Here is a 25,816-nt window from a genome sequence, read left to right as displayed (position 1 = left end):
CGCCGACCGCCTCCATCCTGTGGCGCTGAGCCTGGCCGGCAGTCGTTTTGCGGCGTCAGAGCTCGTCGAGGTGTACGAGTCAGCGCCCTAGCTGAGGCAGAGGCTGTCGGTGCAGTTACATCGTCTCTGCAGCCGGACAGTCTGCTCCGACGCCGCCTTGCCTTTACCGGTGGCCCTCGCGGATGAGTCGGTAGAGGGCGCGGTTGATCTGCCTAATCGCTCGCGTCCTGGGTGGCGGGGCTGGTCCCGTTGGCCCATGCGCGGGCAGCGGTGAGGTTGTCGGCGGTGCCAGCGGGGCTGTAAGCGAACCCGTCCCATTCCTCCAGGGCCCTGGGCTCGTCGGGCCGGAGGTGACCGGCGCCGCCGTGCAGCGGACGGTGCTGGCGCCAGACATCCATGGGCGGTCGGCGCCGCTTGTTGTACGCCGCGAGCGGGTCGTCGGCGTCGGCGCGTGGGATCGCGCGGTACGGCTGGTTCGGCGGTCCGGGTCGGGAGTGCTTGCCCATGGGTTCGTTGACTCCTCCCCCTCATTCATGAGGGGGAGGAGTCAACGTGTCGTTCTCTCTGAGAGAGGAGCGCTGCGGGGGACATCCCGTCAATGCTTCTCGCAGAATTCGTTGATGTCGTCGAAATATTTCGGTAAAACCGAGTGCCTCAAGGTCGTCGGGGTGCATGTCTGACGGATCATCGGAGATGGTCGACCTGGTGTTGAGGGGGAGCTGACTGGCCATGGGGTGTTGACATGTCTAGGACTCCCACTAGCATCCGTTGGGAGATTTCGATCCGAAAGTCGACCGAAATTTCGAACCGCCGGTTAAGTGTCGTGTACGCGCCATGGCTCAGCCCTCTGCATTAGTCATCCGCTGTCTGTCAGCCTGTCGACGATCGCGTCATGCGCCGAGCCGCTCGCGGGGCGCCGCCGGTGGGCAGGTCCGCGGCGCCCTCCCCGAAAGGAGCCCACGGTGCCCCGACCCTCAGGCAGACGACTGCTCCGTGTCTTCGCGGCCACCGCGCTGGCGGTCGCCGCGTCCCTCACGGCCTCCGTCCACTCCACCGCTTCGGCCGCGCCGGGCAGCCCGGCCCTCACTCCACCCCTGGGCTGGAACAGCTTCGGGTGCGGGATCACCGAGACGCAGGTGCGCCAGGCCGCGGACGCGATGGTGTCCTCCGGTATGCGGGACGCCGGCTACCGCTACGTCGTCGTCGACGACTGCTGGTTCGATCCGCAGCGTGACGCGGCCGGCAACCTGCGGGCCAATCCGACCAAGTTCCCGAGCGGGATGAAGGCGCTCGGGGACTACATCCACGGCAAGGGCCTGAAGTTCGGCATCTACCAGGTGCCGGGCGAGCGCACCTGCGCACAGACCGTGGGGACTTACCTCGGGTCCACGGGCAGCAGAGGCCACGAGGCCCAGGACGCCGCCACGTTCGCCTCGTGGGGTGTCGATTACCTCAAGTACGACTGGTGCTCCGGCAGCGGCACCCTCAGCGAGCAGGTCGCGCGGTTCACGCTGATGCGAGACGCCCTGCGCGCCACCGGTCGGCCGATCGTCTACAGCATCAACCCCAACAGCTTCCACGCCCCCACCGGAGCCTCGTACAACTGGGGCGAGATCGCCGACCTGTGGCGAACCACCGAGGACCTGCTCGACATCTGGCAGAACGGCAACACCAACAGCTACCCGATGGGCGTCGGCAACGTCCTGGACATCACCGCGCCGCTGGCCGCCCAGTCGGGCCCGGGGCACTGGAACGACCCCGACATGCTGGTGGTCGGCCGCCCCGGCTTGTCGCTGACCGAGTCCCGCTCCCACTTCGCCCTGTGGGCGCTGCTGGGCGCCCCGCTCATGGCCGGCAACGACATCCGCACCATGTCCGCCGACGTCAGCGCCATCCTGCGCAACCCCCGTCTGCTCGCGGTGAACCAGGACACGCTCGGCGCGGGCGGACGCCGGGTCCGAGACGATGGCGCCACCGAGGTGTTCGCCAAGCCCCTGTCTGACGGCTCGGTCGCCGTGGGCCTGCTCAACCGGGGGAGCAGCACCGCTACCGTCACCGCCACCGCCGCCCAAGTCGGCCTCACCGGAGGGCCGTTCACCCTCACCGACCTGTGGACCGGTGGCACGTCCAGCACCTCTGGGCAGATCTCGGCGAGTGTCCCCGCGCACGGCGTCGTCGTGTTCCGGGTGACCGGCGGCAGCCCGCTGACCGCCACCACCGCACGCCTGCGCGGTACCGGATCCGGCCGCTGCCTCGACGTGGATCGCGCCTCCACTGCGGCCGGGGCCACGACGCTGATCTGGGACTGCCACACGGCCGCCAGCCAGCTGTGGACCACCTGGGCGGGCGGCGAGATCCGCGTCTTCGGCGACAAGTGCCTGGACGCCTACAACCAGGGCACCACCAACGGCACTCGGGTCATCATCTGGCCCTGCAACGGCCAGAACAACCAGAAGTGGACCGTCGGCTCCGACGGGTCGATCCGCAACGTCCACGCCGGGCTGTGCCTCGACGTCAACGGGTCCGGCACCGCGAACGGAACCCCGCTGGTGATGTGGACCTGCAACGGTCAGGCCGGACAGAAGTGGAGCCGCACGTGAGGGGCGTCGCGCACCGGCCAACAGCTCAGCCGCCAGCCCGCGTTCACCGGAGGTCATGATGAGCACGGCTCGACCGTCACTCACCACCGGCACGAGGCTCAACCGGGCAGCCGCCTGGGTGCTGGGCCTCCTGCTGGCGTTCACCGTCGTTCCCGCCGCGGTACAGCCCCCCGCGGCCCGAGCCGACAACCCCATCGTGCAGCACGTCTACACCGCCGACCCGGCCCCGTTGGTCCACAACGGACGGGTGTACCTCTACACCGGGCACGACGAGGACGGCTCCACCTACTTCACCATGAAGGACTGGCGGGTGTGGTCCTCCGCCGACATGGTCAACTGGACCGACCACGGCTCCCCGCTCAGCCTGGCCACCTTCAGTTGGGCGTCCGCCGACGCATGGGCGGGACAGGCAGTGCAGCGCAACGGTCGGTTCTACTGGTACGTACCCGTGAAGAACCGGGCGACCGGCCGGATGGCCATCGGCGTGGCCGTGTCGGACAGCCCCACCGGCCCGTTCCGGGATGCCCTCGGCCGTCCGCTGGTGGAGAACGGCGAGATTGACCCGACCGTCTTCATCGACGACGACGGCCAGGCCTATCTGTACTGGGGCAATCCGAATCTGTGGTTCGTCAGGCTGAATGCCGACATGACCTCCTACTCGGGCAGTGTCACCAGGATCCCGCTCACCACCGCGGGGTTCGGCACCCGCACCGGTGACCCGAACCGTCCGACGCTGTACGAGGAGGGGCCCTGGGTCTACAAGCGGAACGGCCTGTACTACATGGTGTTCGCGGCCAAGTGCTGCTCGGAATTCATCGCTTACTCCACGGCGCCCGGCCCGACCGGGCCCTGGACGTACCGCGGGACGGTCATGCCCACACAGGGCAGCAGCTTCACCAACCACCCCGGAATCGTGGACTTCAAGGGTAATTCTTACTTCTTCTACCACAACGGCGCGCTTCCGGGTGGCGGTGGCTTCACCCGCTCGGTCGCCGTGGAGAGGTTCTCCTACAACGCCGACGGCACGATTCCGACCATCACCATGACGAACACCGGCGCACCCCAGGTCGGCACGCTCAACCCGTACGTACGCCAGGAGGCCGAGACGCTCGCCTGGGGATCCGGGATCGAGACCGAACCGGCCGGCGAAGGCGGAATGAACGTCGGCTGGATCGAAAACGGCGACTACCTCAAGGTCAAGGGCGTGGCCTTCGGGCAGGGCGCGTCCTCCTTCACCGCACGTGTGGCCTCGGGCAGCGGCGGCGGCACCGTCGAACTGCGCCTGGGTTCGCCGAGCGGGACGGTCGTGGGCCGGTGCGGTGTGCCGAACACTGGGGGCTGGCAGGCCTGGACGACGGTGGCTTGCCCGGTCGGCGGCGCGGCCGGAACGCAGGAGCTCTACCTGCGGTTCACCGGCGGCAGCGGCTACCTGCTCAACATGAACTGGTGGCAGTTCACCCCCGGCGCCACCCTGACCGCGCCGCGCTGACCTACGGCGACGCACGCCCCCCACGGCGGTGCGGCACCGCCTGCGCTGCCGCGGGAAGTTGACCCACGTGGATCAGGCGGGTCCGTCACACCTGGAGGCGAGATCGGCTGGCGTAGCTGCCGTTGAACAGGCCGCTGAGCGTGGAGGGAGCGAGAGAGACGCCCTCGGCGGCGAACAGTTCCTGGGCGCGTTTCTCGATCGTGCGCAGGGACGGGTTGCCCGCCCGGATCTTGAGGCCCGCCAGCTGGTCGGCCTGCTGGCGGAGAAGTTCTTCGTAGCTGCCGGTGATGTCCGGTAATACAATTGCTCGGTTTCCCGTCGTCGGGCTGCGGCAGGCCAGACTAGGCCGGAGCCGCCGCACAGCGCTGAACTTTCCGGAACATCCCTGAACACTTTTGGACGCGTGGGCGTGTTCTGTCGAACGCAGCCAGTGTTCACTGCTGGGGGCCTTGGTGATCGGGCTTCTGCGGGGTTGCTCGATCTGTGCAGGTCAGGGCCTTGAGCGGTGCACATTCGATGGCATGCAGACCTCTCAGAACCCGCAGCCGTTCCTGTCCCTTCACACCGCCGTCGTCCTGCTGATCGCTTTCGTGATCGGCGCCGTCATGGGCGTCCTGGCCGCTCTCGCTGGTGCCCCGGTGCCCGCGGCCGTTGCCGCGGGCATCACCAGTGCCGGCGCCACCGTCGTCCCTCTGCGCAGCCTCGTCCGCTGACCGTGCCTGCCGGGTGCTTCGTGAGCGCGTCCACAGGGTCGTGCTCCGCCGTGGGGTCGACTGCCCGGATGCGGGGGACGTAGACGAGCAGGAGGTCGGGGGTAGGTGACGGTGCCGTCGTCGGTGGTGAGTTGGAAGAGGCCGTTGGTGGTGTCGGTGGCGCGCCAGGTGCCAATGCTGGTGCGCATGTGGGCCCCGGTGGGGCGGCCGATGCGTTCCAGGTCACCGATGACGCGGACGGTGACCAGGGGGCGTTGGGCGCGGGGGAGGCTGTGGCCGGGCAGCCAGGAGGCCGGCCGAGGCATGCCAGGCGGCGGGTCTTGGCCCAGGGCTTCGTCGGTGAGGCCCGCCCAGATGTACTCGGCGGCGTCGCCGTCGACGTAAAGCACCGCGGGGGCGCCGAACCGCATCAACGATCACTGCAATAGGCGGGTTCTGGGTGTGTTGTGCGTTCAGCCCAACGAGCGATGCACGCGTCCGGCGGTGCTGAGCATTGGGGGCTGTCCGACGGGCCCTCCGCTTGAGTCAGTGGCGGGTTTCGTCATGGCTGCCTGCCTGCCTGGCGGCTTGAGACCTCCAGCAGCCGGGCGAGACGATGTCGTGCTGCCGCAGCGTCGCGGGATTCTGAGGCTCGCGGAAAGCAGCGGAATCGTCAGGTCGTGATCACGCTCTCGCTGAGCCCGGGCCGCGATTGGAACGGTAGCCGACAACTCGCAAGTCCGCGCCCGTCGCGAGACAATGAAGTTGCGGCGTACGGCGGAAGCTTGACGAGTGAGCTCACTTCGCGGTTTGCATAAAGCAGGACGTCGACGGTGCAAGCCTCTCAAGGCGCAGCAGTAGGGATGCCGTACTCGCGCGAGAACTGGAGGATTGCCGCACCATGATTTGCATGCACTCAACGGGCCATCGTTCCCGCGTTGCAACGGTTGGTGCCCTGCTCGCCATCGCTGGAGGTCTGGGCTTGGTGACGCCGTCCGTAGCCGGAGCGGCGGACACAACGGTAGTTGCTGGACCCATGACCAAGGGAGAATCGGAGGCAACCTGCCCCGATGGCGCTCACCTCATTGGCGGTGGATACAATTTCGGTATTACCGATTTCGTTTCGGTGCCGCCAAGTACAAGGGACCTCCTAAAGTTCGTCGTACTCGCCAACGGGCCGTCAGCAAGTAAGCCCGATACGTGGGTCGCCCAGGCCTTTGACTCGCAAATCCAGGCGGTCGCAATCTGCGAAGCTGATTCCTGACCTGGTCAGCACTCGGATGATCGCCGAGGTCGCCGCCACCAACGAGGTGGCCTACCTTCCGCTCCACGAACGCCAGATCGAGGAACTGCGCCAAGCGGACCCGCCGCCGATTTCATACCGGGAGGTGACGCCCGCAGCGGTCGTCGGCGTCCTCGTCCAGCACGCAGTGCTGCGCCGCAGCCTCGACACGATCTCGCGGCGGCGAGGTCTCGTGCTCACGACCGACCACATCCACCAGAACAGCCGCGGCGCCACCCTTATCGCTGAGGTCATCGACGCCGGTCTGCTGACCCAGAGGGCGTAGCTGGTTCCGGCGCCCGGCCAGTCGGATGCCATGTACCGCGCGGAGGGGGCATGGCTTCGAGCAACGGCTCGGTGCCGATCGGTAAGACGCCCGTGTGCTGCTCGTCCGAGGCGCGGGACAAAAGCGCTGGCTACGAGCGCAGGTTGCGGCCCGGTCCCGCCGTTGCCGAAGCATGGCCCGGTGGCCGTACGCCTCCGGCCGTCCCCCCCCCGGCCCCGCGGCCATCCCGTCACCGGCAGCAGCGGCCGGGCCACGGCCCACTCCGCATCCGTCATGTCCGAGGGATACCGCCGAACACGTTCCGGGTGCACGGCCGCATTCCCGAACCAGTGACCGAAGCAATCACACCTCGGTGCGGCCGAGTTGAACTTCACCGGCGCGGGCGCGTAGAACTGCGGCAATAGGGTCTCCCGTATCTCGGTCGGCTTCGCACCCCCGAGCTACCAAGAGGCCCTGCTGCCGTGCCCGCGGCCAGCCGCGGGCACCCGATCGAGACTCCCGTTCGACAGCCACCCCTCAAGATCGGAACGACAACAGCCACTGACCCAGCACACCGTGGTTTTCAGCCACGACCTGGCGGTCAACGCTGCCTTCCTCCACCAACTGCTCAGCGAGTAGCCCACAGGTCTCCCCGAGCGCTGACCTGCCCGCGACCGGCGGCCCGTTCGGGATCCTTGCCGAGGCCGCCCTTGCGTCGGAGGCTGGCCTTGTGCTGCCCGATCGGCACAGGCCCGTCGCCGGTTGGATCGTCCCAGACCGGGTCCTGGCGGTGCGCGAGGTGCCCTGTGACACGGCGGTAGGACCGCAGGGCGGCGAGTTTCGGGGCGGGATGCTCCGCTCCGGCCCGTCCAAGGTGTGTCGCACTGAGAGCAGTTTGCGACCAGGGCGGCCTGGACCGGCTCGGTCCTCTGCCTCGGGCGCCGAGGCTGGCGCTCACTGACGCGAGCGGCACGCCGACGGACGGAACGCCAGGCGTCGGCTTCGGCGTCGGCTTCAGCGGGCCGCCGCACTGACGGCACAGCCGCGGGTCCGGATCGCCGTCCGTGATCATGATCGGCCTCAGGCTGGGCACTGTATGCCTGCCCACGGGACCCCCGAATCGGCCGGTCAGCAGTCGCCACACCGACGCCCTCGACCACGACACCCCCGCTACTTGATGCGGCCGACCTAGCGGCCTGCTCGATCTTCGCGCAGTAGGCTGCGCGGGCTTCCTCGTCGATCTGCTGCTCGTTTTCGGCGCGCACCCCGGTCCGGCCGTCGAGGCCTTCGCGCAGGATGTCGGCGTGCCCGGCGTGCCGGATGGACTCGCCGAGGACATGGACCGTCACGGCGAACAGGTTCGTGTCGGGATACGGCTCCGCCACCACGGCACGTCCAGAGCAGCGCCTTGCGGTCCCGCCGCACAGGCATTCGGTCCGCGGAGCAACCGACGGGTGCTCGGCATCTGCGATGGTTCCGACCGGGCTGCTCAAAGGCCCGGTGGAGGTTACGGAGTACGTGGCCGGTCTGCTCGGGATCGCCGACGCTGAAGCATTACTTGCCTGCACTGGCGGCCGCCACTGCAGTCCGGTAGTGGCGGTGCAGTCGCTGATGGGCAAATGGCTTACTGGATCAGCTCGATGTGCGGATGGCGCGGGGATACCGGGCAGACGTGCAGCTGTAGATCGTAGCCTCGGGCGAGGTCGAGCATGGTCGGGTTCGACGGATCGGGTTCGGTGGTGGACGACCAGGAGCGCGCTTGGTCCTGGCCGGGAATCCAGTCGGGAATGTGCGCGTTCCATTCGGCCGAGGCGATGGTCAGCAGCGGATCCATCTGGGTGCCGCATGAGGAACAGAGCCGGGGCTCGGGATCGGTGAGGCCCCAGCGGGTCCATCCACCGACCTTCCAGCCGGGAGCGGTGGACAGCCTGTCCGTGTACAACTCGGCGTAATAGGCCTTCGAGCAGGGCGTGTCAGCTCTGTCCAGCGGGGTGCCGGTCGCCTGCCACCTGCGCCAGTCTTCCAGCTGCCGCTGGAGTTCCTTGCTCAGCTCCATGAAGTGGGGGTATTCGGTGATCTGCTCCGGCGCGAGCAGGCACGGCTCCGGTAGGTAGCCGGGGAACTGGACCGAGGGCGGTTCGGGAGGTGTGTCGAGGATGTCGGTGACCGCGGCGGCAGACCGCCAGAACAGGGCGGTCTCGGGCTGCGCGGGGTGGTCGAAGGGGCACCACAGCACCTGGAGAAGGTCTGCTTCGGCCTGCCCGGGCGGGCGCAGCAGGGGGACGTCGCGTACGTACAACTGGGCCACGGGCAGCATGGCGATCGGCCCCTCGGGCCACGGGCGGCCGGCGTTGATCCGTTCCTCGATCGCCAGTTCCTCGGATGTGTACCGGGTCACCGGGGGATCGCCGCCGGGCCGGTTCGCCACTGCTGCCCGGATGCGTCGCCGCTGCCGCACGTCGTCCGGCGAGAGGATCTCGTTCACCCGGTCCCACTCGTGCGGTTTCTCGCAGTACGGCCACGGCTCGTCGGCGGGCCACAGCAGCGGCCCGCCGACGGAGCTGTCGTGCGGCGTGGGCGAACCAGGGCGGGGATGCAGCCGGGTCGCCGTGCGTGCGAGCGAGGCCAGTTGGGGGACGACCGCGGTGATGTCGACCAGCCGCGGTGGGGTGGTACGGATGCGGAGCGCGGCGTCGATGCTTCCTACCCGCTCGCCACACACCGACCGGATCTCCTCCAGCAGCTCGGGGTAGTGCTGGCCGTACGTGTGCAGCGCATGTGACACCGCGTCCAGTGCCGCTGTGAGCGGGGCGGGCCCGGCGGCGGCGAGCACGGCGGGAAGAGCGAAGTGCGGCTGCGAGATCCGTCCAGGGGTGCGCGGCGTGACGGCAGGATGCATCACCACGACCTCGCTTCTTGTGCCCGCGGACGTGGGTGGGACGTACGGAGGCCGCTCGGGAGGTATCGCTTCGAGTACTGACGTGTCCGGCACGCGAGGGTCGGAGCGCAGGGTCTCCCGCAGCCGCTCCGTGTCGTCGAACGGCGACGGGAGGGGGCGTCCTTCTGCCAACGCGGAGAGCGCCTGGGCGACCCACGGCAGCCCGGTCAGGCCCGCCGCCTCGCACGCCCGCCTCGCGGCCACCGACGCCACCGCACGCTGGACCTCGGGGCCCACAGCGTCGAGGGCGTGCACCAGGTCGCTGTCGAAGCGGAGGAGATCGAGGACGTTGCTCTCGCGGGCACCGCGCAGTCTCTCGCTCGGCAGCCGTCCGCCCCACTCCCACATCTCGTAGTGCAGCCGACGTTCCTCGGCGGCCCGTTCAGCCCGTTCCTCGGCGGCTCGTTGGAACACCTCGCGAGTCAGCCGTTCGGCCTCGGCACGCTGCTCGGGTGTACGCGGCGTCGCGCGCGCGTAGCCGTGCAGTTGCCCGGCCAGCCGCGAGGTGTGGCGGATCACGCCGTCCGGGCTCGGCGGGGCAGGCCAGAACTGCAGGAGGTAGCTGTCCACCTGGGGCTCCTCGGCCGCTCTGGTGGAAAGTTCCGTTCCCTCGTCCATCCCCCGGGCGCAGTACCGGACCCGGTAGTCGGCCCGGGGGAGAGCCAGGTCCCACGCTGCCTCGCCGTCCCCCTGCATCACACGTGTGTGTTCCGACTCGGGGCGGAAGGACACCTCCATCACGTCCTCCCAGACCGGATCCAGCACAGGGGCTTCGTCGTGGACTTCCACGGCGAAGCCGACGCCGCCCGTGTACAGCCCGGTGAGCAGGAGGATCACACCCGGAACCGCAGCCCCGCACAACCCCCCGTTCTGGCCTGCGAAAGCCTTGGAGAGGTCCGGTCTGGCACGTTCCACATCGCTCTCGACGTATATCTGACCGCTGTCAACATGCACCTCGCCTGCGACCGACCTACACACAGCGCGCCCTCCTCAGGGACGGCCTTGGGGTGCCCTTGCCGGGCCGGCCGTCACGTGATCCGATCATGCCGCAGGCCACTGACAACGGAGCCACACGATGCCGTCGGACCGGCGGTGGTATCGGTGATGGGCCACGTGCGCAGATGGGTGTCGACTCACGATGTGCGCCGAAGGTCTCCGACCCGGATGGTGGACGGGGCGCGTCTGTCGGGTCGAGGTTCTCCCGCTTCAGCTTGCTCGAAACGACGCCGTATTCGGCCTGCGGAAGGGGAAGGCCGTGAGCTGCGACGCAGCGTCTGCGCACCCGTTACCAACCTGCGCCTTGGCTGCGATGCCGGCCTCCGCGTGACCGCCCGCCTGCGCCCTGGTTCGGCCCGCGCCGGGCGCGCACGGGCGGACCATGAGCGGCCGACGAAAGTGGTCGTGATCACTGGGCGCCGGTGAAGCGCCACGCCTCGATGTCGCGGTAGCGGATCGGCCCTGGGCCGCGACTGTAGTTGCTGCCGACCAGGTGCAGGCGCTCGGCATGCCAGCGCCGGCCGGTGAAGGCGGCGAGTTCGGTGGCGACCTGCGGCACGCTGAAGGGATCGTCGCGGCGAGCGCGGGCAAGTGTCAGGTGAGGCCGCAGAGGGCGTTCCTCCCACGCCACCCCGGACTCCTTGACCAGGTCGCGGATCTCGGTGGCCAGCGTGTGCAGCCCGGCCAGGTCTCCGTCGATCCCGGTCCACAGCACCCGTTCGTCGAAATGGCCGCTGCCGCGCAGCGCCAGTGCCACGGGGGCGCGCCGCGCCGCGAGGTCCGCGAGCGGCTGACGCAGCAGCGGCACGACCCTCACCTGGAGTTCGCCGAGAAACGCCAGGGTGATGTGCCAGTCCTCGACGCGGTTCCATCGCATCTGAGGGTACGTCTGGTAGGCGGGCCGCAGCTCCCGCTCCAGCTCCTCCTTGGCGTCGTCAGGCGGCGCGAGCGCTATGAACACGCGGACGGTGGAGGCATCGGACTGTTCGTTCACACAGGACTTCGTACACCACCGCCCAGGCCCGAACCGAATTCGAGGCCGGCGCTCACACTCCCGACTACGCGCCGCCGATGGCTTGTCGGCGCGGAGCGGGTTAGTCGGTGAGGCAGAGCCATCCGATGGCCGCGGCCAGGCGGGCCTCGAGGGCCTCTGTCCGGTCGTGCCACCGCTCGCGGAGCCACGCGATGGTCGGCGGGTGGGCGTGGGCCCGGGTGATCTCGGCGACGGCGAGGAGCAGGGCGGCGCGGACCATGGCGTCACGCTCCGCGGCGAGCCTGGTGGCCAGAGCGGATCGGACGCTGTGGTCGGGGTCGGCGGCCGTCGCCAGAACATAGGCGGCGTCGATGCGGATGGTGCGGTCGGTGTCATCCAGGAGCGCCAGGAGTGCGGGGGTGTCGGCGGTGATCGCGGCCCGGGCGGCGGCCACCGACCAGCCGGCCGGGTAGCCGCTCGCTTCGAAACCGTAGTCGTCGTAGTCGTCGGGGGCGTGGCGTCGAGGATCGGTGCGGTGGAGAAGGAGTTCCTCGCGGGAGGCGACGCCGAAGTACCTGGCGCGGGCCGGGCCGGAGAGCACGCCGAGCGCCGTGGCACGGTGCGGGTGGTGGGCATCGGTGGCGATGGGGATCAGGAACGGTACGGCGAGGGCGGCGGCGGCCCGATTGTCGTTGGCACACCAGCCCCGCAGCACGTCCGTCGCACGGGCAGCGGGACCACCGTCGGTGCGCAGCAGGTGAACGGCCAGCCGGGCGCGGTCCCCGTGGGGGAGGTTCCCCCACGGGACAGCGTCGAGGGGCAGCGCGCGCCGGCTGCCGGGCAGGATGCCGGCCACCACCGCGCGCACGTCGAACTCGCCCCCCCGCGAACAAGGCCAGGTCTGCTCCGTCCGCCAGTTGCCGGCACATCGCGAGCGTCGGATCAGTCCGCCAGTCCGCCCAGCGCGCCGACGAACCCGTCGGCTGCGGCGCCGGCGTTCGCGAACTTGTTGCCCTTGTCGCCGCTGTTGCGTCCGCCGCGGCTGTTTCGGGTCGGAGTTGCCATGAGAAATCCGTCACCGTGCACATCTCCGAGATGTTCCGCCTTGTGCGCGGCACCCGGCACATCTTCGACGTGCTCGACGTCCTCCACCGCGATCGTCTCGCTCTGCGCATCCACGACGGCGCGTTCTCCGTGATGGACCTCACCGCCCGTCACCCGCGCACCGGAGAGTTGCTGTCCACTGTGAAGTTCATGGTTCAGACCCTCGCCGCCGCTGGTGAACTCCAGCGCGACCTCCAGCGTGAGCTGACGTACGACGGGCTGCGGGTCGCCGAGGCCGAGGGCAGCAAGGATGGCCGCCGCCCTGCCATCGCGACCGAGAAGGCCGAGGCCGTGCGCACGGCGTACCTGGGCGGCCGGTCCATCGCCGCCTTGGCCCGCGAGCGCGGCGTCAGCCGGGGCGCCATCCGCACGGCCGTTGCCGACCTCATGCCCGAATACACCACCGTCGGCCATGCGGACACCTCGGCCCCGGAGCCGCCGGTCACCCTCGACATGCCTGGCAAGGTTGCCGACTTCCTCCGCGCCGCAGAGCTGGAGCCCGCTGAGAGAGCCGCTCTTGACCACGGCGTGACCGTACGGCGCGGCCAGGGCTACGCGCTGCGCGTCAGCACCACCCCGGCGGTCCACCGCCAGCTCCTCGCCCACTGCCGGCCCCTCGACGGCGCCCAGGGCGTCCCGGCCCAGCGCAAGGCCCGCCGGGAGTACGAGAACCGGGTCAGTACCCTCGCTACAGCCAGAGCGTGATCAATCCGGGGGCTGTCGCAGAACTCTCACAGATGAACATTCATGAGAACGACCGCGCGCGACGTCCGCCGCGCGAAGCCGCCCGGTGCGACTGAGCTCACGCCGCGGCGGCGGCGCGGTGCAGTGTGAACCAGAACGTCGGGACCGGGTTCGTGCCGGGCGTCACGTCGGCCAGCTGCCACCCAGCGAACCTGGCCCTGAGTTCGTCCGCAGTGACGCCGGACCACGAGTCGTCAAACGCCCCGGGCCCGTACCCGAACATCAGCAATCGTGCGCCAGGGGCGGCGCGCTTGGTGAGGCCGGCGGCGTAGGCGTCGCGGCGGTGCGGTGGAATCCCGCAGTAGCAGCTCAGGTCGAAGAAGAGGTCGTACGGGCCGGGCACGCCCACCTCGTCGAGTCGGGTGGCGTCCCCGCACAGCACCGCGACGTCCGCTCCGGCCGCAGCGGCCTTCTCCCTCGCCTGCCGGACCGCGCGGTCGACCAGGTCGACGGCCGCCACCCGCCAGCCGTGCCGGGCCAGGTACACCGCATTGGTCCCGGTGCCGCAGCCGAGTTCGAGGACCTGGCCTGGCATCAGCGCACCGGGCCCCTCTACCAGGGCCACGAGTTCGGGCGGCGTGATGCCGCTGTCCCACGGCGGCTTGCCGTCCCGGTAGAAGTCCTCCAACGCGCGGCGCACAGCCGCCTCTTGGTCGAGCTCCGCAGCCGTCCGAGTCTCGCTCATCGCCACCCCTCCAAGAAGTTAGAGCTTAACTCTAGTGAGTGACTCTAGAGATAGACTCCAGGCATGGATGCGGTCAAGGGATCCGACGGACAGAACGTCAAGCGCCCCGACAAGCGGGCCGAGCGTTCGCGGCGCACCCGCGAGAAGATCGTCGCGGCGGCGCGGGACCTGTTCGTCGCGCAGGGGTATGGAGCGACAAGCCTTCAGGAGGTTGCGGATCGCGCCGGCGTTGCTGTTCAGACCGTGTACTTCACATTCCGTAACAAGCGTGCGTTGTTCAAGGACGTCGTCGACATGTCCATCGCGGGCGACGCTGAACCGGTCGCCACGATGGACCGCGACTGGTTCCGCGCCGCGTGCGCCGAGCCCACCGCGGCCGGGCAGCTGCGCGCTCACGTGCGGGGCGTGCGCGACATCCTCGGCCGTGTCGCCCCGATCATGCCGCTGATCGCAGCTGCGGCGGCCACGGACCCGGAGATCGCCGCGCAGTGGCCCGCCGGCCCCGACCCGCGCTACACCGTCCAGCACGCCGCGGCGAAGGCGCTGACCTCCAAGCCCGACGCCCGCCCCGACGTCGATACCGCCCGCGCCGCCGACCTGCTGTACGGGCTGCTCAGCCCAGAGCTGTACCTGATCTTTGTCCGCGACCGGGGCTGGTCCCCCGAGATCTGGCAAGAGTGGGCCTGCGCCGCCCTCACTGCCCACCTCTGCACTGATCACGAGTAGGCCACTGATCCTTCGGTGACAGCCGCCGGCGAGAGACCACGCGCCATTTACTGCTGAAGATTCGACGCTATGAAGCTCTGAAGGTCACAGCCGACGGGCCGGACCTCCTCGTCGCCGAGCCGGTCGTCCGCACCGAAATCAAGATCGGATACGCCCGAGTCTCGGCCGGCGGACAGAAGCTCGAACGGCAGCTCGACGCGCTCACCGCCGCCGGATGCCGGAAGTTCTTCGCGGACAAGAAGTCCGGCAAGAGCGCGCTCCGCCCGGAGCTGAAGGCATGCCACGCCTTCCTCGACCCGGGCGACACCCTCGTGGTCCCCTCGCTCGACCGCTACGGCCGCAGCCTCCAGGACCTCATCAACAACACCCGGTTCACCAGGCACAGCACAGAAACTGATGGTCTGCACGAGAGTGTCAGTGATCGTTTGTCAACCTGGTGTCGGTGGGGTGTGATCGCTGAGGTGTGATGACGTGCTGACATCCGGGGCAGAGCGCTGGTGACATCGTTGACGAACGCCCATGTCAGTTCCGTGCAGACCAGCACCCACCACAAGGTCGGCACGGAACCCCGACGAACTACATAAAAGACAAGCTGAACGACTGCATCGAACGGGCAGACTGGCAGCCGACCGAGGAGCCGAGCGGAAGCCGTTGGGAGAGCTGGAATGAAGTACGCGATGCTGGTGGGACCGGACGCCGCGCCGGACGGCGCGGCCCGGCTCGAGGTGCCGGACGGCGCCACCCTGGACGACACCGCCGACGCGCTCGACCTGCTGCTCGCGACCCGGGCGACGCCGGACCGCGTGGTCCTCGTCGTGGGCGGCACGGTCGTCGGGGTCACCACTCGGGCCCACCTGAGCACCGTGCGCGCGCTCGGGGTCGTGCGGGGCGCGGGCGAGGAGGACCGTGGCCGCCAGCCGGTCGAATCCACCCAGTACATGCTGCTGACCTTCCGCTGCCCGTCCTGCGAGCGGACGGCCTGGACCGCCTTCTACGACGAGCGGTACCGGCCGACGTGTGAGACGGACGGCCACGGGCCGATGGAACTGCGGTGAGCCGCCGATGAGCCAGGCCGGCCTCGCCACCGTCGCCACGGCGCCCGCGGGCCTCGCCTCGGGCAGCTCGGGACGGTTCTTCCTCGTCTCCTACCTCCCCACCTACGCAGGAGCGTTGAGCATCCTGTGGCTGGTCTGGGCGGGCGCACCAGGCGGCACCCTCTCCATGCGCCGCGCATGGCGCACCGCTGCCGGACTCGGAGTCGGCGAGATCGTGCTCATCGCCGCCGGCATCACCGTCTTCGCCGTCGTCTTCCAGCCCCTGCAACTGGCCATGGTGCGGCTGCTCCAGGGTGGCTGGCCCGACGCCCTCGGCGCGGGGCTGTGCCGGGCCTGGCAGCGCCGCCGCAAGGCCCGGCTCGAACGCCGTACGGTCCTGCCCCCGGCCACGGGCGACGCGACGCCGGCGGAGGTGACGGCAGCCGCCGTGCAGCGGGCCGGTGCGGCCGCCGCGCGACTGCGCCGCCGGTACCCGCTGCCCGACCACCTCCTCCGGCCCACCGCCCTGGGCAACGTCCTGACCGCCACCTTCGACACCGCCGGCCGCGACCACGGCTGGGACGCGGCGGTGGCCTGGTCCCGGCTCTACCTGGTCCTCGGCGACCGGTCACGCGCCCTCGTCGACGACTCCCGCGACTCCCTCGACGGTGCCGTGCGGCTCGCCGTCACCGGGGGAGCCACCGCGCTCATCGCCGCCGTACTGCTGTGCTCCAGCGGGTGGTGGCTCGCCCTCGCCCTGATCCCGCTGGCCGTCGCCCGCCTCGCCTACCACGGAGCCGTCGAAGCGGCCGTCGCCTACGGAGACGCCGTACACACCGCGTTCGACCTGCACCGCTTCGACCTGCTGCGGGCTTTGCACCTTCCGTTGCCGGCCGGCCTCGACGAGGAGCGCACCCGGGCCTCGGCCCTCTGCGCGTCCTGGCGACAGGGGCTGCCGCCCCCGGACACGTACGAGCACCCCGAAATACCGCCCGCCGTCTGACCCGTTGAGGCACCGGCCCGCGCCGAAGCGCCCTACCGTGGCCCCATGTCAGCGATGGGGGAGCGCCGCCGCAACGACCGCGTCCAGGCTCTGCACGAGCGCGGACTGCGGGAACTCGACGACTACCTCCGCTCCCGGGACCCCGCCGCTCTCGAACGGGCCCGGCTCGTGTTCCACACGACCGTGGCTTCCCTCGGCCCGCACACCCCCGACCGGCACGTCCATTTCCGCAACCTCGCCTACACCGAGGAACTGACGTACGAGGAGAGCGGCGCCCCCGGCCCGCTGCAGGACGCCGTCACCTTCTACCGCCAGGCCCTCGCCGAGGCTCCCGTCGACCACCCCTACCGGCCCGCCTACGCCTACGGGCTCGGACGCGCCCTGCGCCGGCTGTACGGAGCGACCGGCGACCCCGCTCACCTCGACGAGTCCGTCGAGTGGCAGCGGCGGGCACTGTCCGGCGGACCGGGGGCCCGGCTGGAGGCCGCCGCCCAGCTGGCCGGTCTCGCCGAGACGCTCTTCGACCGCAACCTCCTGACCGGCGACCGGGGGGACCTGGAGGAGTGCGTGGCGCTGTACCGCCAGGCCGTACGGCTCACGCCCGAGGTCGAACAGGAGGACCTCGCGATCCGGCTGGTCAACTTCGGCTCCGCGCTCGGGGCGCTCCACCAGGCGACCCGGGACCCCGGCCACCGCGACGAGTCCATCGACGCCCACTCCCGGGCCCTCGCCCTGCTGCCCGCCGACCGACCGCAGCAGCGGCAGGCCCTTCTCGACGCCCTCGCGCAGGCAGTACAGGGCCGCTACGACACCACCGGCCGGCTGGAGGACCTCGACACGGTGATCGCCCTGCGCCTGCGCGCCGTCGCGAACACCGACCCCGGCACCACCGACCACGGCGAGGCCGCCCTGCATGCCGCCGACGCGCTCCTGGACCGGGCCGAAAGGACCGGCCGGCCCCACTTCGCCGACCAGGCGATCGCCGTACTCCGGCGCGCCGTCGCCGGCCGACCCGCCGACAGCGCCGAACGCGCCGTGTTGACCGGCGTACTCGGATCGGCGTACGGCACCCGGTACGACCTGACCGGGGAGGCCGCCTCCCTGGACCAGGCCGTCGCCCTGCTCCGAGCGTCGGTGGACACGCCCGGTATCGGGCACCACAACGCCTGCGGCCTGCGCACCAAACTCTCCGCCGTCCTGCGGACCCGGCACTTGGCGCGCGGAGACCTCGCCGACCTCGAAGAGGCGATTGCCGTGCACCGCGACGCACTGGCCACCGGGGCCGACCTGGACGCGGCAGACCGGGCCCTCCACCAGGCGAGCCTCGCCGCGGGCCTGAACCAGCGCTTCGGCGTCCACGGCGACATCGCGGATCTCGACCGGTGCGCCGAACTGTGCCGCCAGGCCCTGCTGGTACTGGCCGAGGGGGACACGAACCGTCCGGTCGTCCTCATGCTGCTCGGCGACACCCACCTCGCCCGGTTCTTCCACACCGCCCGTCCGGAGTCGCTGGGCCCGGCGTTCGGCGCCTTCCGGCAGGTCCTCGACGCCGCCGAGCCCAGGCTGCGGGCGGCCGCGATGGGCAACCTCGCCCGCGCCCTCCTCGCCCGCTTCGACCACGCCGGCGGCACACCGGCCGACCTGGACGAGGCGATCGGCCTGCAACGCCACGCCATGAGCCTGCTCCCCACCCAGCGGGACGTGAGCGGATACAACCTCGCCCAGTCCCTGCGCAGCCGCTACGAGATCAGTCACGACCTCGCCGACCTCGAGGAGGCCGTCGCCCTCCTCCGTACCGTCGTACGGGACCGCCCCCGCGACGATCCCGGCCGGAGCGCGCCCGGCACGGCCCTCGCCGAGGGCCTGTACAGCCTGCATCTGCGGACCGGGGACCGCGACCTGCTCACCGAGGCCCTCACCGTTGCCCGCGACATCACCACGGTCACCTCCGCCCCGGTGCGCGAACGGCTCGCCGCCCACGTCACCTGGGGCCAGGTGTCCGGCGTACTGGAGGACTGGGAGACTGCGTGGCACGCCCTGCGCACGGCCACGTCGCTGCTGCCCGAGCTGGCGACGCGCAGCCTCACCCGCAGCGACCAGCAGTACGCTCTGGCCCGCCTGCCGGACATCGCGGCAGAGGCCGCCGCCTACGCCCTCCAGGCCGGACGGCCCCAGGAAGCTCTGGAAGTCCTCGAACACGGCAGGGGAGTGCTCCTCGGCCGGCTGCTGCGCACCCGCGACCTCGACCTCGACCGGCTGCGCCGACAAGCACCCGCCCTGGCCGATGAGTTCCTGCGGCTGCGCGAGGAGGAGACCGGCGGGCCGGCCGGCCCCTCCGTACCGATGGCCACCACCGAACAGGCCGTCGAACGGCGTCGTAGCCACGCCGCCGCATGGCAGCGCCTGCTGGGCCGGATCCGGGCACTGCCGGGGTTCGACGGCTTCCTGCGCCCGCCTCCGGCCGAGGAGATCCTCCGCCAGGCGGGCGACGGACCCGTCGTGCTCCTCAACATCAGCATCCGCTGCGACGCCGTCATCGTGGCCGATGGCACGATCGACGTCCTGCCGCTGAAGGTGCGCTCCGGCACGGTGGCCGAGCAGGTAGCCGTCTTCCTCGACGCCACCCGCGCCGCCTCCCGGCCCGGAGCCTCCCTGGAGGAAATCTGGTCGGCGCAGGAGACCCTCTCCGGCGTACTGGAATGGCTGTGGGACACCGTCACCGGACCTGTGCTCCAGCGTCTCGGCCGCACCGAACCGCCCGCCCCCGGGGAGTCGCCCCGGCGGGTCTGGTGGTGTCCGCAGGGCACGCTGGGCTTCCTGCCGCTGCACGCCGCCGGCTACCACGGCGCCCGGGCCGATCGGGACCGGCCGCGCTGCGCACTCGACCTCGCCGTCTCCTCCTACACCCCGACCATCGGCGCCCTGCACCACGCGCGCCGACGTCCCGAACCCGCCCCGTCAGGGGCGCGGCCGCCCCTGGTCGTGGCCATCCGCGACACGCCGGGGGCAGCGCCCTTGCCGAACGCCCCGCACGAAGCGGAAGTGGTGCGGACGCTGCTGCCCGGAACCACCCGGGCACCCCTGCTGGCCGACGCCGAGGCCACCCGCGACCGGGTCCGGGCGGCCCTGCGCTGCAGCCCGTACGTCCATCTCGTCTGCCACACCGTTACCGACCTGCACGACCCCTCCGCCTCGCGCATCCTCACCCACGACCACCTCGAAAGGGCGCTGACCGTCGCCGACATCTCCGCCCTGCGGCCGTCGGGAGCCGACCTGGCGTACCTCTCCAGCTGCTCCACCTCCGGGACCCGCCCCGAGCTCGCGGACGAGGCGATCCACATCACCAGCGCCTTCCAACTCGCCGGATACCGCCATGTCGTGGGCACGCTGTGGCCCGTGACGGACGAGATCGCCCCGCGCATCGCCCAATCCTTCTACGGCCGGCTCCCGCACGGCGCCGCGCACGCGCTGCACGCGGCCGTCCGGGAGGCGCACACGGAGCATCCGCTGCTCCCGTCGCTGTGGGGAGCGCACATCCACATCGGTCCGTGACGCCCGCCCGCGCCGGCCTCGTCTCCTAGCCGCGAGCGGCACGGACCATGCGCAGGTTCTCCCGGGCCTTCACTGTGCGAGGGTCGGCCGTGCCGTAGAGCCGTTCGTAGCCGGCGACGACGAGGCGGCACTCCTCCTCGGCCTGGGCGTGCCGGCCGGTGTTGAAGAAGGTGGCGGCCAGGCTGGTGCGGTATTTCAGGACGTCCGGATGGTCGGGGCCGTGCAACCGTTCCATGCCCACGACGGCCGCCCGCAGCTCCGCCGCGGCCTCCTCGACCTTGCCGAGCGCCTGGAGCATGGCGCCCAGGGTGGCGTGTGCGGAGAGCGTGTCCGGGTGGCCGACGCCCTTGATGTCCACCGACTGCCGCACCGCGTCGCGCATCGACCGCGCGGCCTGGGCGACATGCCCCAGGTGGTACTGGACGGCGGCGTGGTTGATCCGGGCCGTCAGGGACAGCTCCGACTTCCGGCCCAGCAGCCGCTCGGCGTCGCGCAGCACCGAGAGGTAGAGCGCCCCGGCCTCCCCCAGCGCGCCCCGGGCTCGCAACACCCCGGCCAGGGTGTTCCGGCTGCCGAGCGTGTCCTTGTGCTCGGACCCCAGCACCCGGGTCCGGCGTTGGAGCGCAGTGCGCGCCAGTCGCTCCGCCTCCTCGTGCTGCCCCAGGGCGAGCACGACGAGGGCCAGATCCCCGAGGGCGGTGAGCGTGTCCGGGTGGTCCGGGCCCAATGTCGCCTCGCGCTGGGCGAAGACGGAACGGCGCAGCCGCTCCGCGTCCTCCGGCCGTCCACGATCCCGTAACAGGGAGGCGAGAGCGGTCTCCGCCGCGAGGGTGTCCGGGTGGGCGGGCCCCAGGTCCGCCCTGCGCTCCGCCACGACCCAGCGGAGGACCTCCTCCGCCTCGTCGAACTCTCCTTCCTGGCGGAGCTGCTGGGCCAGCTCGAACGAGAGCCGTACGACCTCCGGATGGTGCGGGCCGTGTTCGGTCGCGAGATGCCCCAGCTTCATGCGCGTCATCCCGGACGGCGTCAGGGAGAGCTTCACATTCACCACGGGGATGCCGTCCTCGCCCTCGTGATGGGTGATCCGGTACGAGCCCAGGCCCTCCAGCTCACCCTCGTCGGCCGTCCCGTCCGGTGCCGGTGACGGCCCGGGCACGGGGGCCGAGGAGGGCTGACTCCGTGCGGCCGGGCTCTCCGTCCCCGAGCGCGCGCCCCGTCCGCGCCGACGGAACGGCCACCTGCCCCGACCCGCCCTGTCCGTCTCGGTCATCCCCACTCCTTCGTCGACCGAGGGAGTCGTTCCCCGTCCACCGGCGGTCCACCCCCGCCCGTCCGCCCTCATCACCGCATGTCCAGCCGGAGGATCCTGTCGTCACCGGGACCGGGCGCCCCCCGTGTATCGGTCTCGTCGTCAGCAGGAGCCCGCCGTCGCCCACCGCCACCACCGTGCGCAGCCAGCCGTACTCCTTTCCGAGTCCATCGGCGACATCGACGCCATCACCTGCGCGGCCCAGTTCTACGCCGCCATCGCCGAGGGCCAGTCCGTCCGATTGGCTCGACGCCCGCGAACTCGTCGACGCCGAAGGTGTCTCGTACACCGCTGCCCGTCGGCGCCCGGCCATCGCAACCGCGCCATTCCTGCGCTCTTGCGACCCGGCCGCCACCCCGTCACCACCACCGAGCAGCTGCTCAACGCGGCACAGGACGTGGACAACACGGCCGGTATCGAGGCAGCACCGATGCCTTCGGCCAGGTCGTCAACACCCCTACCACGCCGCGAATTTACGTGGCTGGCCCGATGCCGCACGGCGGCCGCCGCATAGCTGGCTGTCCCGTGAGCTGACCGGGTCACCTCGCCCACAGGGGGGCGGATGTCTCCCTGGGCAGCTGACCAGGGCTTTTGCGGCAGGGTGAAAGGGCGTTGGCCGTCACGCCGATGCTAGGCAGGCTGTACTTGCTCGTGAGCGAAGAGAGCTCGGCGCCCGTGGAACGCCGAGGCGATCAAAGAGACCGGGCGATTCGGCAGTTATCGCCCTCTAATCGATGGGAGGCGTCCGTATGCGCGGCGCGATACGAACCGCAGTAGGCGTGGCAACCACCGGCCTGCTGGTCCTGGCGATGGCCAACCCGGCATCCGCCGTCACGATGGAGAACGACACCGCAGTACGTGACACATCGGACGCCGGAGACGGCTGCATCACTATGGGCAACCTCTCGGCCACGGCCTGCTTCAAGCCGTATGGCGACGTCGTATTCGCCGTGGACATGCTGCCCGACGCATACTCCGTCTACGCCCTGTGGCAGAACGAGCTTCGTAACAGCGTCGGGACATGGGGGCTCTACCGCAACGGAAAGTGCAGCTGGTCGGGGAGTGCCCCCAGCAAGGGGTCCTGCAACAAGGACATGTACGAACACAGCAGCTCAAATGCATGGGGCGGCAAGGGGAGTCGGGTGCGCGTCAAGGCATGCACCAACGATCTCGGAGACGACACGTGCAGCGGCTGGAGCAGTTGGATCTACAACCAGTGAGATCTTTCCATCCTCACCGTATACATGGCCCGCCCTGTGCAGCGCCCAGGGCAGCCAAGCTCTTGAGCTGACGACGCAGCTGATTCTCAGGCCGCGGCCCGAAGGCCCGGCACCGGGGGCATCGGTACAGCGGTTGACGCTGAGTTTGGCATTCAACGTCCGGAGTCGAACATGACTCGAACTTGATCGGGGTTCTCGCAGTTCAGCAGACGTGAAAGCGGCCTTCGTCCGATCCTGTGCTTCGTCACAGAGGCGGAGGAATCAGCGCGGAGGCCGTGGTCGTGCGTTTGGGGCATCAGGGCGTCCTGCGGGATACGTTCGCGGGAATGTCGCGCTTCCGGACGGAGCTGTACGCGAGTCTGACCGCGCGCAGCGATGCGTTGTGCGAGTTGTGCGACGCGTTGTTGTGCACGGACGGGCCGGTGCGGACGCTGGTCGACCTGGCGCTCGCGCCGGAGCACCGTCGCGGGCACGGGGCCCTCTACGGCGGCCTCACCACGGGCGGATGAACGTCGCCCGGCTGCGTCGCGCGCTGGCGGGGTGCTGCTGCCGAGAGCAGCCGGCGGCCGGATCGTGCTGGCCGCGGACGTCTTGCCCGGGCTGCGGCCGGACGCCAACACCTGCGCTGACCGGTCCTTCTGCCACACCTTCGGCAGCGAGTTCATCTTCGGCGACCCCTCGACGTGGGGCGCCGAGCAAGCCGTGACGGTCACCGACACCCGCATCTACGGGAAGGTGACCGCGCAGGCGTGAGGCCGCCTGCATCCGCGGCTTCCCCGGCGGGCGGCTTGGACTGGCTGCGACGGACCGCTGCCCGTCATCGAGGGCACCGTCATCCGGCTGACCGTGGAGAAGCTGCCGAGCGGCGGGGTGAACAAGCCGGTCCAGCTGTGGTGGTCGGGGACCGGTGCCACGGCGGACGGTGTGAACCGCTGCTGGCAGTCCTTCCTCCGCCGCTTCACTTTGGAGCACACGTTCCGCCTGTTCAAGCAAACGCTCGGCTGGACCAGACCCCGGCTGCGCAACTCAGAGGCGGCCGACCGGTGGACGTGGCTGGTGATCGCTGCCTCTGCCCAACTCCGGCTCACGCCACCGGCGAGGAATGTACGCGGCCGGCCCACCGCAAGAAAGGCACCAAGCCTCGACGCACAGAATGACCTGCGGCCCGAAGCCCAGTCTCGCTGTCAGACACGCTCCGTTTGCTGCCGCCCACGAGCATGAGCGGGGGTACCTGCATCTCACACCGGCGGAACTGCACCGGGCCCTCAGGGACCCCGAATGGGCCCTGGATCTCGCCGAGGAAATTCAGGATGCGCAGGAGGAGAGCGAGCCGGCGCCGGAAGAAGCCCGGCATTTCACCACGCACTAACAACGGCTAACACAATGAGGTGGATCAGTCCTGGTGACCGTGTCCGGGGCGGGAGTTGAGCGTTCGTTCCGGTGTGGGTACGTCACCGTGGATCGTGTCGGATGAGCTGTGGGACCGCTTGGAGCCGCTGCTTCCGCAGCGCGAGCGACGTTTTCGGTATCCGGGCCGCAAGCCGTTGCCGGACCGGGAGGTGCTGTGCGGGATCTTGTACGTGTTGCACACGGGGATCCAGTGGGAGTACCTGCCCAAGGAGCTGGGCTTCGGCTCGGGCATGACGTGCTGGCGCAGGCTGCGGGACTGGAACGAGGCCAGTGTCTGGCAGCGGCTGCACGAGGTCCTGCTTGCTGAGCTGAACGCGGCCTTACGGCTGGACTGGTCTCGCTGTGTGGTCGACTCCTCCCACGTCCGGGCGCTAAAAGGGGGCATCACACGGGCCCGTCGCCGGTCGACCGGGGCCGGGTCGGCTCGAAGCACCACTTGATCACCAACGGGCACGGCACCCCGCTCGCGGTCCTGCTGACCGGCGGCAACCGCAACGACGTCACCCAACTGATCCCGCTACTCGATGCGATCCCGCCCGTCCGCGGCCGGGTGGGTCATCCGCGCCGCAAGCCCGACTCGCTGTTCGCCGACCGCGGCTACGACCACGACATCTACCGCGACCAGGTCCGCGATCGCGGCATCGTCCCGGCAATCGCCCGCCGCGGCACCCGGCACGGCACCGGGCTGGGTACCAACCGGTGGGTGGTCGAGCGCACCTTCGCCTGGCTGCACGGCTTCCGACGACTGCGCATCCGATGGGAACGCAGGGCCGACATCCACGAGGCGTTCCTCAAACTCGCCTGCTGCCTGATCACCCAGCGACAACTCAGCTCATTGTGTTAGCCATTGTACTAATCGTTCCTCTGTCCGGCCCAACCCCGGGTCGCTGAGGTTCTCGCTCGAACCTAGCGTCTTCCACTAGGGCCGGACGCCAGCCGGACGACCGGCTGACCGCCCAGAGCCTGCGGTCAGGAGGAGCGCAATGAGCCGGGTACCGAGGGGCAGCGAAGAAGAACCTGGCCCGATGCACGACGAGATCCAGGCCAGGATCGGGAAGCGCCTGGACGACGTTGCCAAGATCCTGGCTGGCGCCCTCGTCGCCGTTGCTGGCGTCATGACCTTGCTTGGCCTCAGCAGCGACGTCGTGTTCGTTGCCCTCAACAACGACTCGTGGCCCATCTATGTGGCCTCGCTCTGCGCCATCCTTGCGATCGTCTGCAGCATTGTGGCTCTGCTCGTCCACCCCACACGGCGGGGCAACCTGTGGGAGACCGTTGTACTCATTCTCGGGGTGGTTCTCTATATGGTGGCACTGAGCGTGGCGGTTATCGGCGCGGCCAAGGCTGCTGGGGGAAACGGGCGGCCGACCATCACCAACATCAAAGTCGACGGCCCTCGGTCCAATCTGAAATTAAGTTTCGATGTTCATGCTGACGGCGTCGAGACGGGGGCCAGCATTGACGTGTTTGTAAACGTTGTCAGGGCCGACTTGTCCGAGCCTGTTGGTGAGTCGGTCGATGCCTACTCAAGTGAGCTCAGACCCAACGACAAGGGCGTGGTCGAGCAGCAGGTCAGTATGCCGATGTCCCTTCCACCACAGGCCGCAGGCATCAGCATCATGGCCCTCAATGCGGGCGACGGAATCCAGGACGAGTGTGGCTCGCTCACACAGCGCGGGCCAGCGTGCGCGAGGTTCCGGGTTCCCTAGCAGCACGGGATCGCATCGAGCAGAGGGATCAGCTGAGTGACGTCGTAGCGGCCCCGGACACGGCCATCAGGACTGATCCACCTAA

General features: G+C 69.9%; 19 protein-coding genes and 6 pseudogenes. 14 read left to right on the top strand and 11 right to left on the bottom strand.

Translation table 11 applies throughout. From position 1 onward, the window contains the following. Positions 1–212 precede the first annotated feature (212 nt). A complete protein-coding gene (locus ACIQ6Y_RS32805) occupies positions 213–506 on the bottom strand; it encodes a DUF6087 family protein (RefSeq protein WP_404044548.1) in 294 nt (97 codons plus the stop codon). A gap of 456 nt (positions 507–962) precedes the next feature. Here ACIQ6Y_RS32805 and ACIQ6Y_RS32800 point away from each other — a divergent pair, with 456 nt between their 5' ends. Both ACIQ6Y_RS32800 and ACIQ6Y_RS32795 read left to right on the top strand, forming a co-directional pair. Further along, complete coding sequence (locus ACIQ6Y_RS32800; RefSeq protein WP_404044545.1) at positions 963–2,600, top strand: glycoside hydrolase family 27 protein; 1,638 nt, start codon at positions 963–965, stop codon at positions 2,598–2,600. Between the two features lie 58 nt (positions 2,601–2,658). Then, a complete protein-coding gene (locus ACIQ6Y_RS32795; RefSeq protein ID WP_404044542.1) occupies positions 2,659–4,089 on the top strand; it encodes a glycoside hydrolase family 43 protein in 1,431 nt (476 codons plus the stop codon). Positions 4,090–4,174: 85 nt separating this feature from the next. Here ACIQ6Y_RS32795 and ACIQ6Y_RS32790 read toward each other — a convergent pair whose 3' ends face one another. Beyond that, entirely contained in the window at positions 4,175–4,450 is a 276-nt protein-coding gene (locus tag ACIQ6Y_RS32790; protein ID WP_404044540.1) for a hypothetical protein, read from the bottom strand. A 160-nt stretch (positions 4,451–4,610) separates the two neighbouring features. On the opposite strand from ACIQ6Y_RS32790, the gene ACIQ6Y_RS32785 reads away from it, so the two are divergent. Further along, positions 4,611–4,802 carry a hypothetical protein gene (locus ACIQ6Y_RS32785; protein ID WP_404045114.1) on the top strand — a complete coding sequence of 64 codons (192 nt, stop codon included), beginning with the start codon at positions 4,611–4,613 and terminating at the stop codon, positions 4,800–4,802. A gap of 119 nt (positions 4,803–4,921) precedes the next feature. Here the strand turns inward: ACIQ6Y_RS32785 and ACIQ6Y_RS32780 are convergent. Next, positions 4,922–5,212: pseudogene (locus ACIQ6Y_RS32780) on the bottom strand (RNaseH domain-containing protein); the annotation flags it as partial. 843 nt (positions 5,213–6,055) lie between these two features. On the opposite strand from ACIQ6Y_RS32780, the pseudogene ACIQ6Y_RS32775 reads away from it, so the two are divergent. Continuing rightward, positions 6,056–6,349: pseudogene (locus ACIQ6Y_RS32775) on the top strand (SGNH/GDSL hydrolase family protein); the annotation flags it as partial. 203 nt (positions 6,350–6,552) lie between these two features. Here the strand turns inward: ACIQ6Y_RS32775 and ACIQ6Y_RS32770 are convergent. From ACIQ6Y_RS32770 to ACIQ6Y_RS32745, 6 genes and pseudogenes are all read right to left on the bottom strand, one after another. Continuing rightward, a pseudogene (locus tag ACIQ6Y_RS32770) lies at positions 6,553–6,624 on the bottom strand (transposase); the annotation flags it as partial. 882 nt (positions 6,625–7,506) lie between these two features. Further along, a pseudogene (locus tag ACIQ6Y_RS32765) lies at positions 7,507–7,727 on the bottom strand (DUF664 domain-containing protein); the annotation flags it as partial. Between the two features lie 225 nt (positions 7,728–7,952). Continuing rightward, positions 7,953–10,103, bottom strand: a complete 2,151-nt coding sequence (locus ACIQ6Y_RS32760) for a hypothetical protein (protein WP_404044537.1) — start codon at positions 10,101–10,103, stop codon at positions 7,953–7,955. 568 nt (positions 10,104–10,671) lie between these two features. Beyond that, entirely contained in the window at positions 10,672–11,256 is a 585-nt protein-coding gene (gene thpR, locus ACIQ6Y_RS32755) for an RNA 2',3'-cyclic phosphodiesterase (protein WP_404044535.1), read from the bottom strand. A gap of 100 nt (positions 11,257–11,356) precedes the next feature. Next, entirely contained in the window at positions 11,357–12,103 is a 747-nt protein-coding gene (locus ACIQ6Y_RS32750) for a hypothetical protein (RefSeq protein ID WP_404044532.1), read from the bottom strand. A gap of 74 nt (positions 12,104–12,177) precedes the next feature. Further along, positions 12,178–12,300 (bottom strand): hypothetical protein, encoded by a 123-nt coding sequence (locus ACIQ6Y_RS32745; RefSeq protein WP_404044529.1) that lies wholly within the window; start codon positions 12,298–12,300, stop codon positions 12,178–12,180. Positions 12,301–12,315: 15 nt separating this feature from the next. Between ACIQ6Y_RS32745 and ACIQ6Y_RS32740 the strand changes: the two genes are divergently transcribed. Continuing rightward, positions 12,316–13,044, top strand: a complete 729-nt coding sequence (locus tag ACIQ6Y_RS32740; RefSeq protein WP_404044527.1) for a hypothetical protein — start codon at positions 12,316–12,318, stop codon at positions 13,042–13,044. Positions 13,045–13,141: 97 nt separating this feature from the next. Here the strand turns inward: ACIQ6Y_RS32740 and ACIQ6Y_RS32735 are convergent, their stop codons facing one another. Next, positions 13,142–13,768 (bottom strand): class I SAM-dependent methyltransferase, encoded by a 627-nt coding sequence (locus ACIQ6Y_RS32735; protein ID WP_404044525.1) that lies wholly within the window; start codon positions 13,766–13,768, stop codon positions 13,142–13,144. Positions 13,769–13,831: 63 nt separating this feature from the next. Between ACIQ6Y_RS32735 and ACIQ6Y_RS32730 the strand changes: the two genes are divergently transcribed. The 5 genes and pseudogenes from ACIQ6Y_RS32730 (at position 13,832) to ACIQ6Y_RS32710 (ending at position 20,083) form a co-directional block, all read left to right on the top strand. After that, positions 13,832–14,494: a TetR/AcrR family transcriptional regulator gene (locus ACIQ6Y_RS32730; RefSeq protein WP_404044522.1), complete on the top strand. Its 663-nt coding sequence runs from the start codon at positions 13,832–13,834 to the stop codon at positions 14,492–14,494. Positions 14,495–14,637: 143 nt separating this feature from the next. Then, positions 14,638–14,856 (top strand): annotated as a pseudogene (locus tag ACIQ6Y_RS32725) (recombinase family protein); the annotation flags it as partial. Positions 14,857–15,159: 303 nt separating this feature from the next. Further along, positions 15,160–15,549: a hypothetical protein gene (locus ACIQ6Y_RS32720; protein ID WP_404044520.1), complete on the top strand. Its 390-nt coding sequence runs from the start codon at positions 15,160–15,162 to the stop codon at positions 15,547–15,549. A 7-nt stretch (positions 15,550–15,556) separates the two neighbouring features. Further along, complete coding sequence (locus ACIQ6Y_RS32715; RefSeq protein ID WP_404044517.1) at positions 15,557–16,531, top strand: hypothetical protein; 975 nt, start codon at positions 15,557–15,559, stop codon at positions 16,529–16,531. Positions 16,532–16,576: 45 nt separating this feature from the next. Further along, positions 16,577–20,083 (top strand): CHAT domain-containing protein, encoded by a 3,507-nt coding sequence (locus ACIQ6Y_RS32710; RefSeq protein ID WP_404044514.1) that lies wholly within the window; start codon positions 16,577–16,579, stop codon positions 20,081–20,083. Positions 20,084–20,108: 25 nt separating this feature from the next. On the opposite strand, the gene ACIQ6Y_RS32705 is transcribed toward ACIQ6Y_RS32710, so the two are convergent. Next, positions 20,109–21,353 carry a tetratricopeptide repeat protein gene (locus ACIQ6Y_RS32705; RefSeq protein ID WP_404044511.1) on the bottom strand — a complete coding sequence of 415 codons (1,245 nt, stop codon included), beginning with the start codon at positions 21,351–21,353 and terminating at the stop codon, positions 20,109–20,111. 818 nt (positions 21,354–22,171) lie between these two features. Here ACIQ6Y_RS32705 and ACIQ6Y_RS32700 point away from each other — a divergent pair. The 4 genes and pseudogenes from ACIQ6Y_RS32700 (at position 22,172) to ACIQ6Y_RS32685 (ending at position 25,731) form a co-directional block, all read left to right on the top strand. Beyond that, positions 22,172–22,612 carry a hypothetical protein gene (locus ACIQ6Y_RS32700; RefSeq protein ID WP_404044508.1) on the top strand — a complete coding sequence of 147 codons (441 nt, stop codon included), beginning with the start codon at positions 22,172–22,174 and terminating at the stop codon, positions 22,610–22,612. A 326-nt stretch (positions 22,613–22,938) separates the two neighbouring features. Next, positions 22,939–23,749: pseudogene (locus ACIQ6Y_RS32695) on the top strand (transposase); the annotation flags it as partial. A 305-nt stretch (positions 23,750–24,054) separates the two neighbouring features. After that, positions 24,055–24,866, top strand: a protein-coding gene (locus ACIQ6Y_RS32690; protein WP_404044505.1) for an IS5 family transposase whose coding sequence is annotated in 2 segments (ribosomal slippage) — positions 24,055–24,378 and positions 24,381–24,866 — 810 coding nt in all. Because the reading frame shifts where the segments join, the coding sequence is not laid out codon by codon here. A 181-nt stretch (positions 24,867–25,047) separates the two neighbouring features. Further along, positions 25,048–25,731: a hypothetical protein gene (locus ACIQ6Y_RS32685; protein ID WP_404044502.1), complete on the top strand. Its 684-nt coding sequence runs from the start codon at positions 25,048–25,050 to the stop codon at positions 25,729–25,731. Positions 25,732–25,816: the final 85 nt, after the last annotated feature.

It is taken from the genome of Streptomyces sp. NPDC096205 (assembly GCF_044763135.1).
In the GTDB taxonomy this organism is placed as follows: Bacteria; Actinomycetota; Actinomycetes; order Streptomycetales; family Streptomycetaceae; genus Streptomyces.
The sequence above is the reverse complement of the archived record's forward strand: the minus strand, read 5'-3'. Positions and strand labels throughout refer to the sequence as shown.

Coding starts and splice junctions, on each gene's coding strand:
- ACIQ6Y_RS32805 (WP_404044548.1), bottom strand. CDS start 506: ATGGGCAAGCACTCCCGACCCGGACCGCCGAACCAGCCGTACCGCGCG.
- ACIQ6Y_RS32795 (WP_404044542.1), top strand. CDS start 2,659: ATGAGCACGGCTCGACCGTCACTCACCACCGGCACGAGGCTCAACCGG.
- ACIQ6Y_RS32785 (WP_404045114.1), top strand. CDS start 4,611: ATGCAGACCTCTCAGAACCCGCAGCCGTTCCTGTCCCTTCACACCGCC.
- ACIQ6Y_RS32745 (WP_404044529.1), bottom strand. CDS start 12,300: ATGGCAACTCCGACCCGAAACAGCCGCGGCGGACGCAACAGCGGCGAC.
- ACIQ6Y_RS32735 (WP_404044525.1), bottom strand. CDS start 13,768: ATGAGCGAGACTCGGACGGCTGCGGAGCTCGACCAAGAGGCGGCTGTG.
- ACIQ6Y_RS32730 (WP_404044522.1), top strand. CDS start 13,832: ATGGATGCGGTCAAGGGATCCGACGGACAGAACGTCAAGCGCCCCGAC.
- ACIQ6Y_RS32720 (WP_404044520.1), top strand. CDS start 15,160: ATGAAGTACGCGATGCTGGTGGGACCGGACGCCGCGCCGGACGGCGCG.
- ACIQ6Y_RS32715 (WP_404044517.1), top strand. CDS start 15,557: ATGAGCCAGGCCGGCCTCGCCACCGTCGCCACGGCGCCCGCGGGCCTC.
- ACIQ6Y_RS32710 (WP_404044514.1), top strand. CDS start 16,577: ATGTCAGCGATGGGGGAGCGCCGCCGCAACGACCGCGTCCAGGCTCTG.
- ACIQ6Y_RS32705 (WP_404044511.1), bottom strand. CDS start 21,353: ATGACCGAGACGGACAGGGCGGGTCGGGGCAGGTGGCCGTTCCGTCGG.
- ACIQ6Y_RS32685 (WP_404044502.1), top strand. CDS start 25,048: ATGCACGACGAGATCCAGGCCAGGATCGGGAAGCGCCTGGACGACGTT.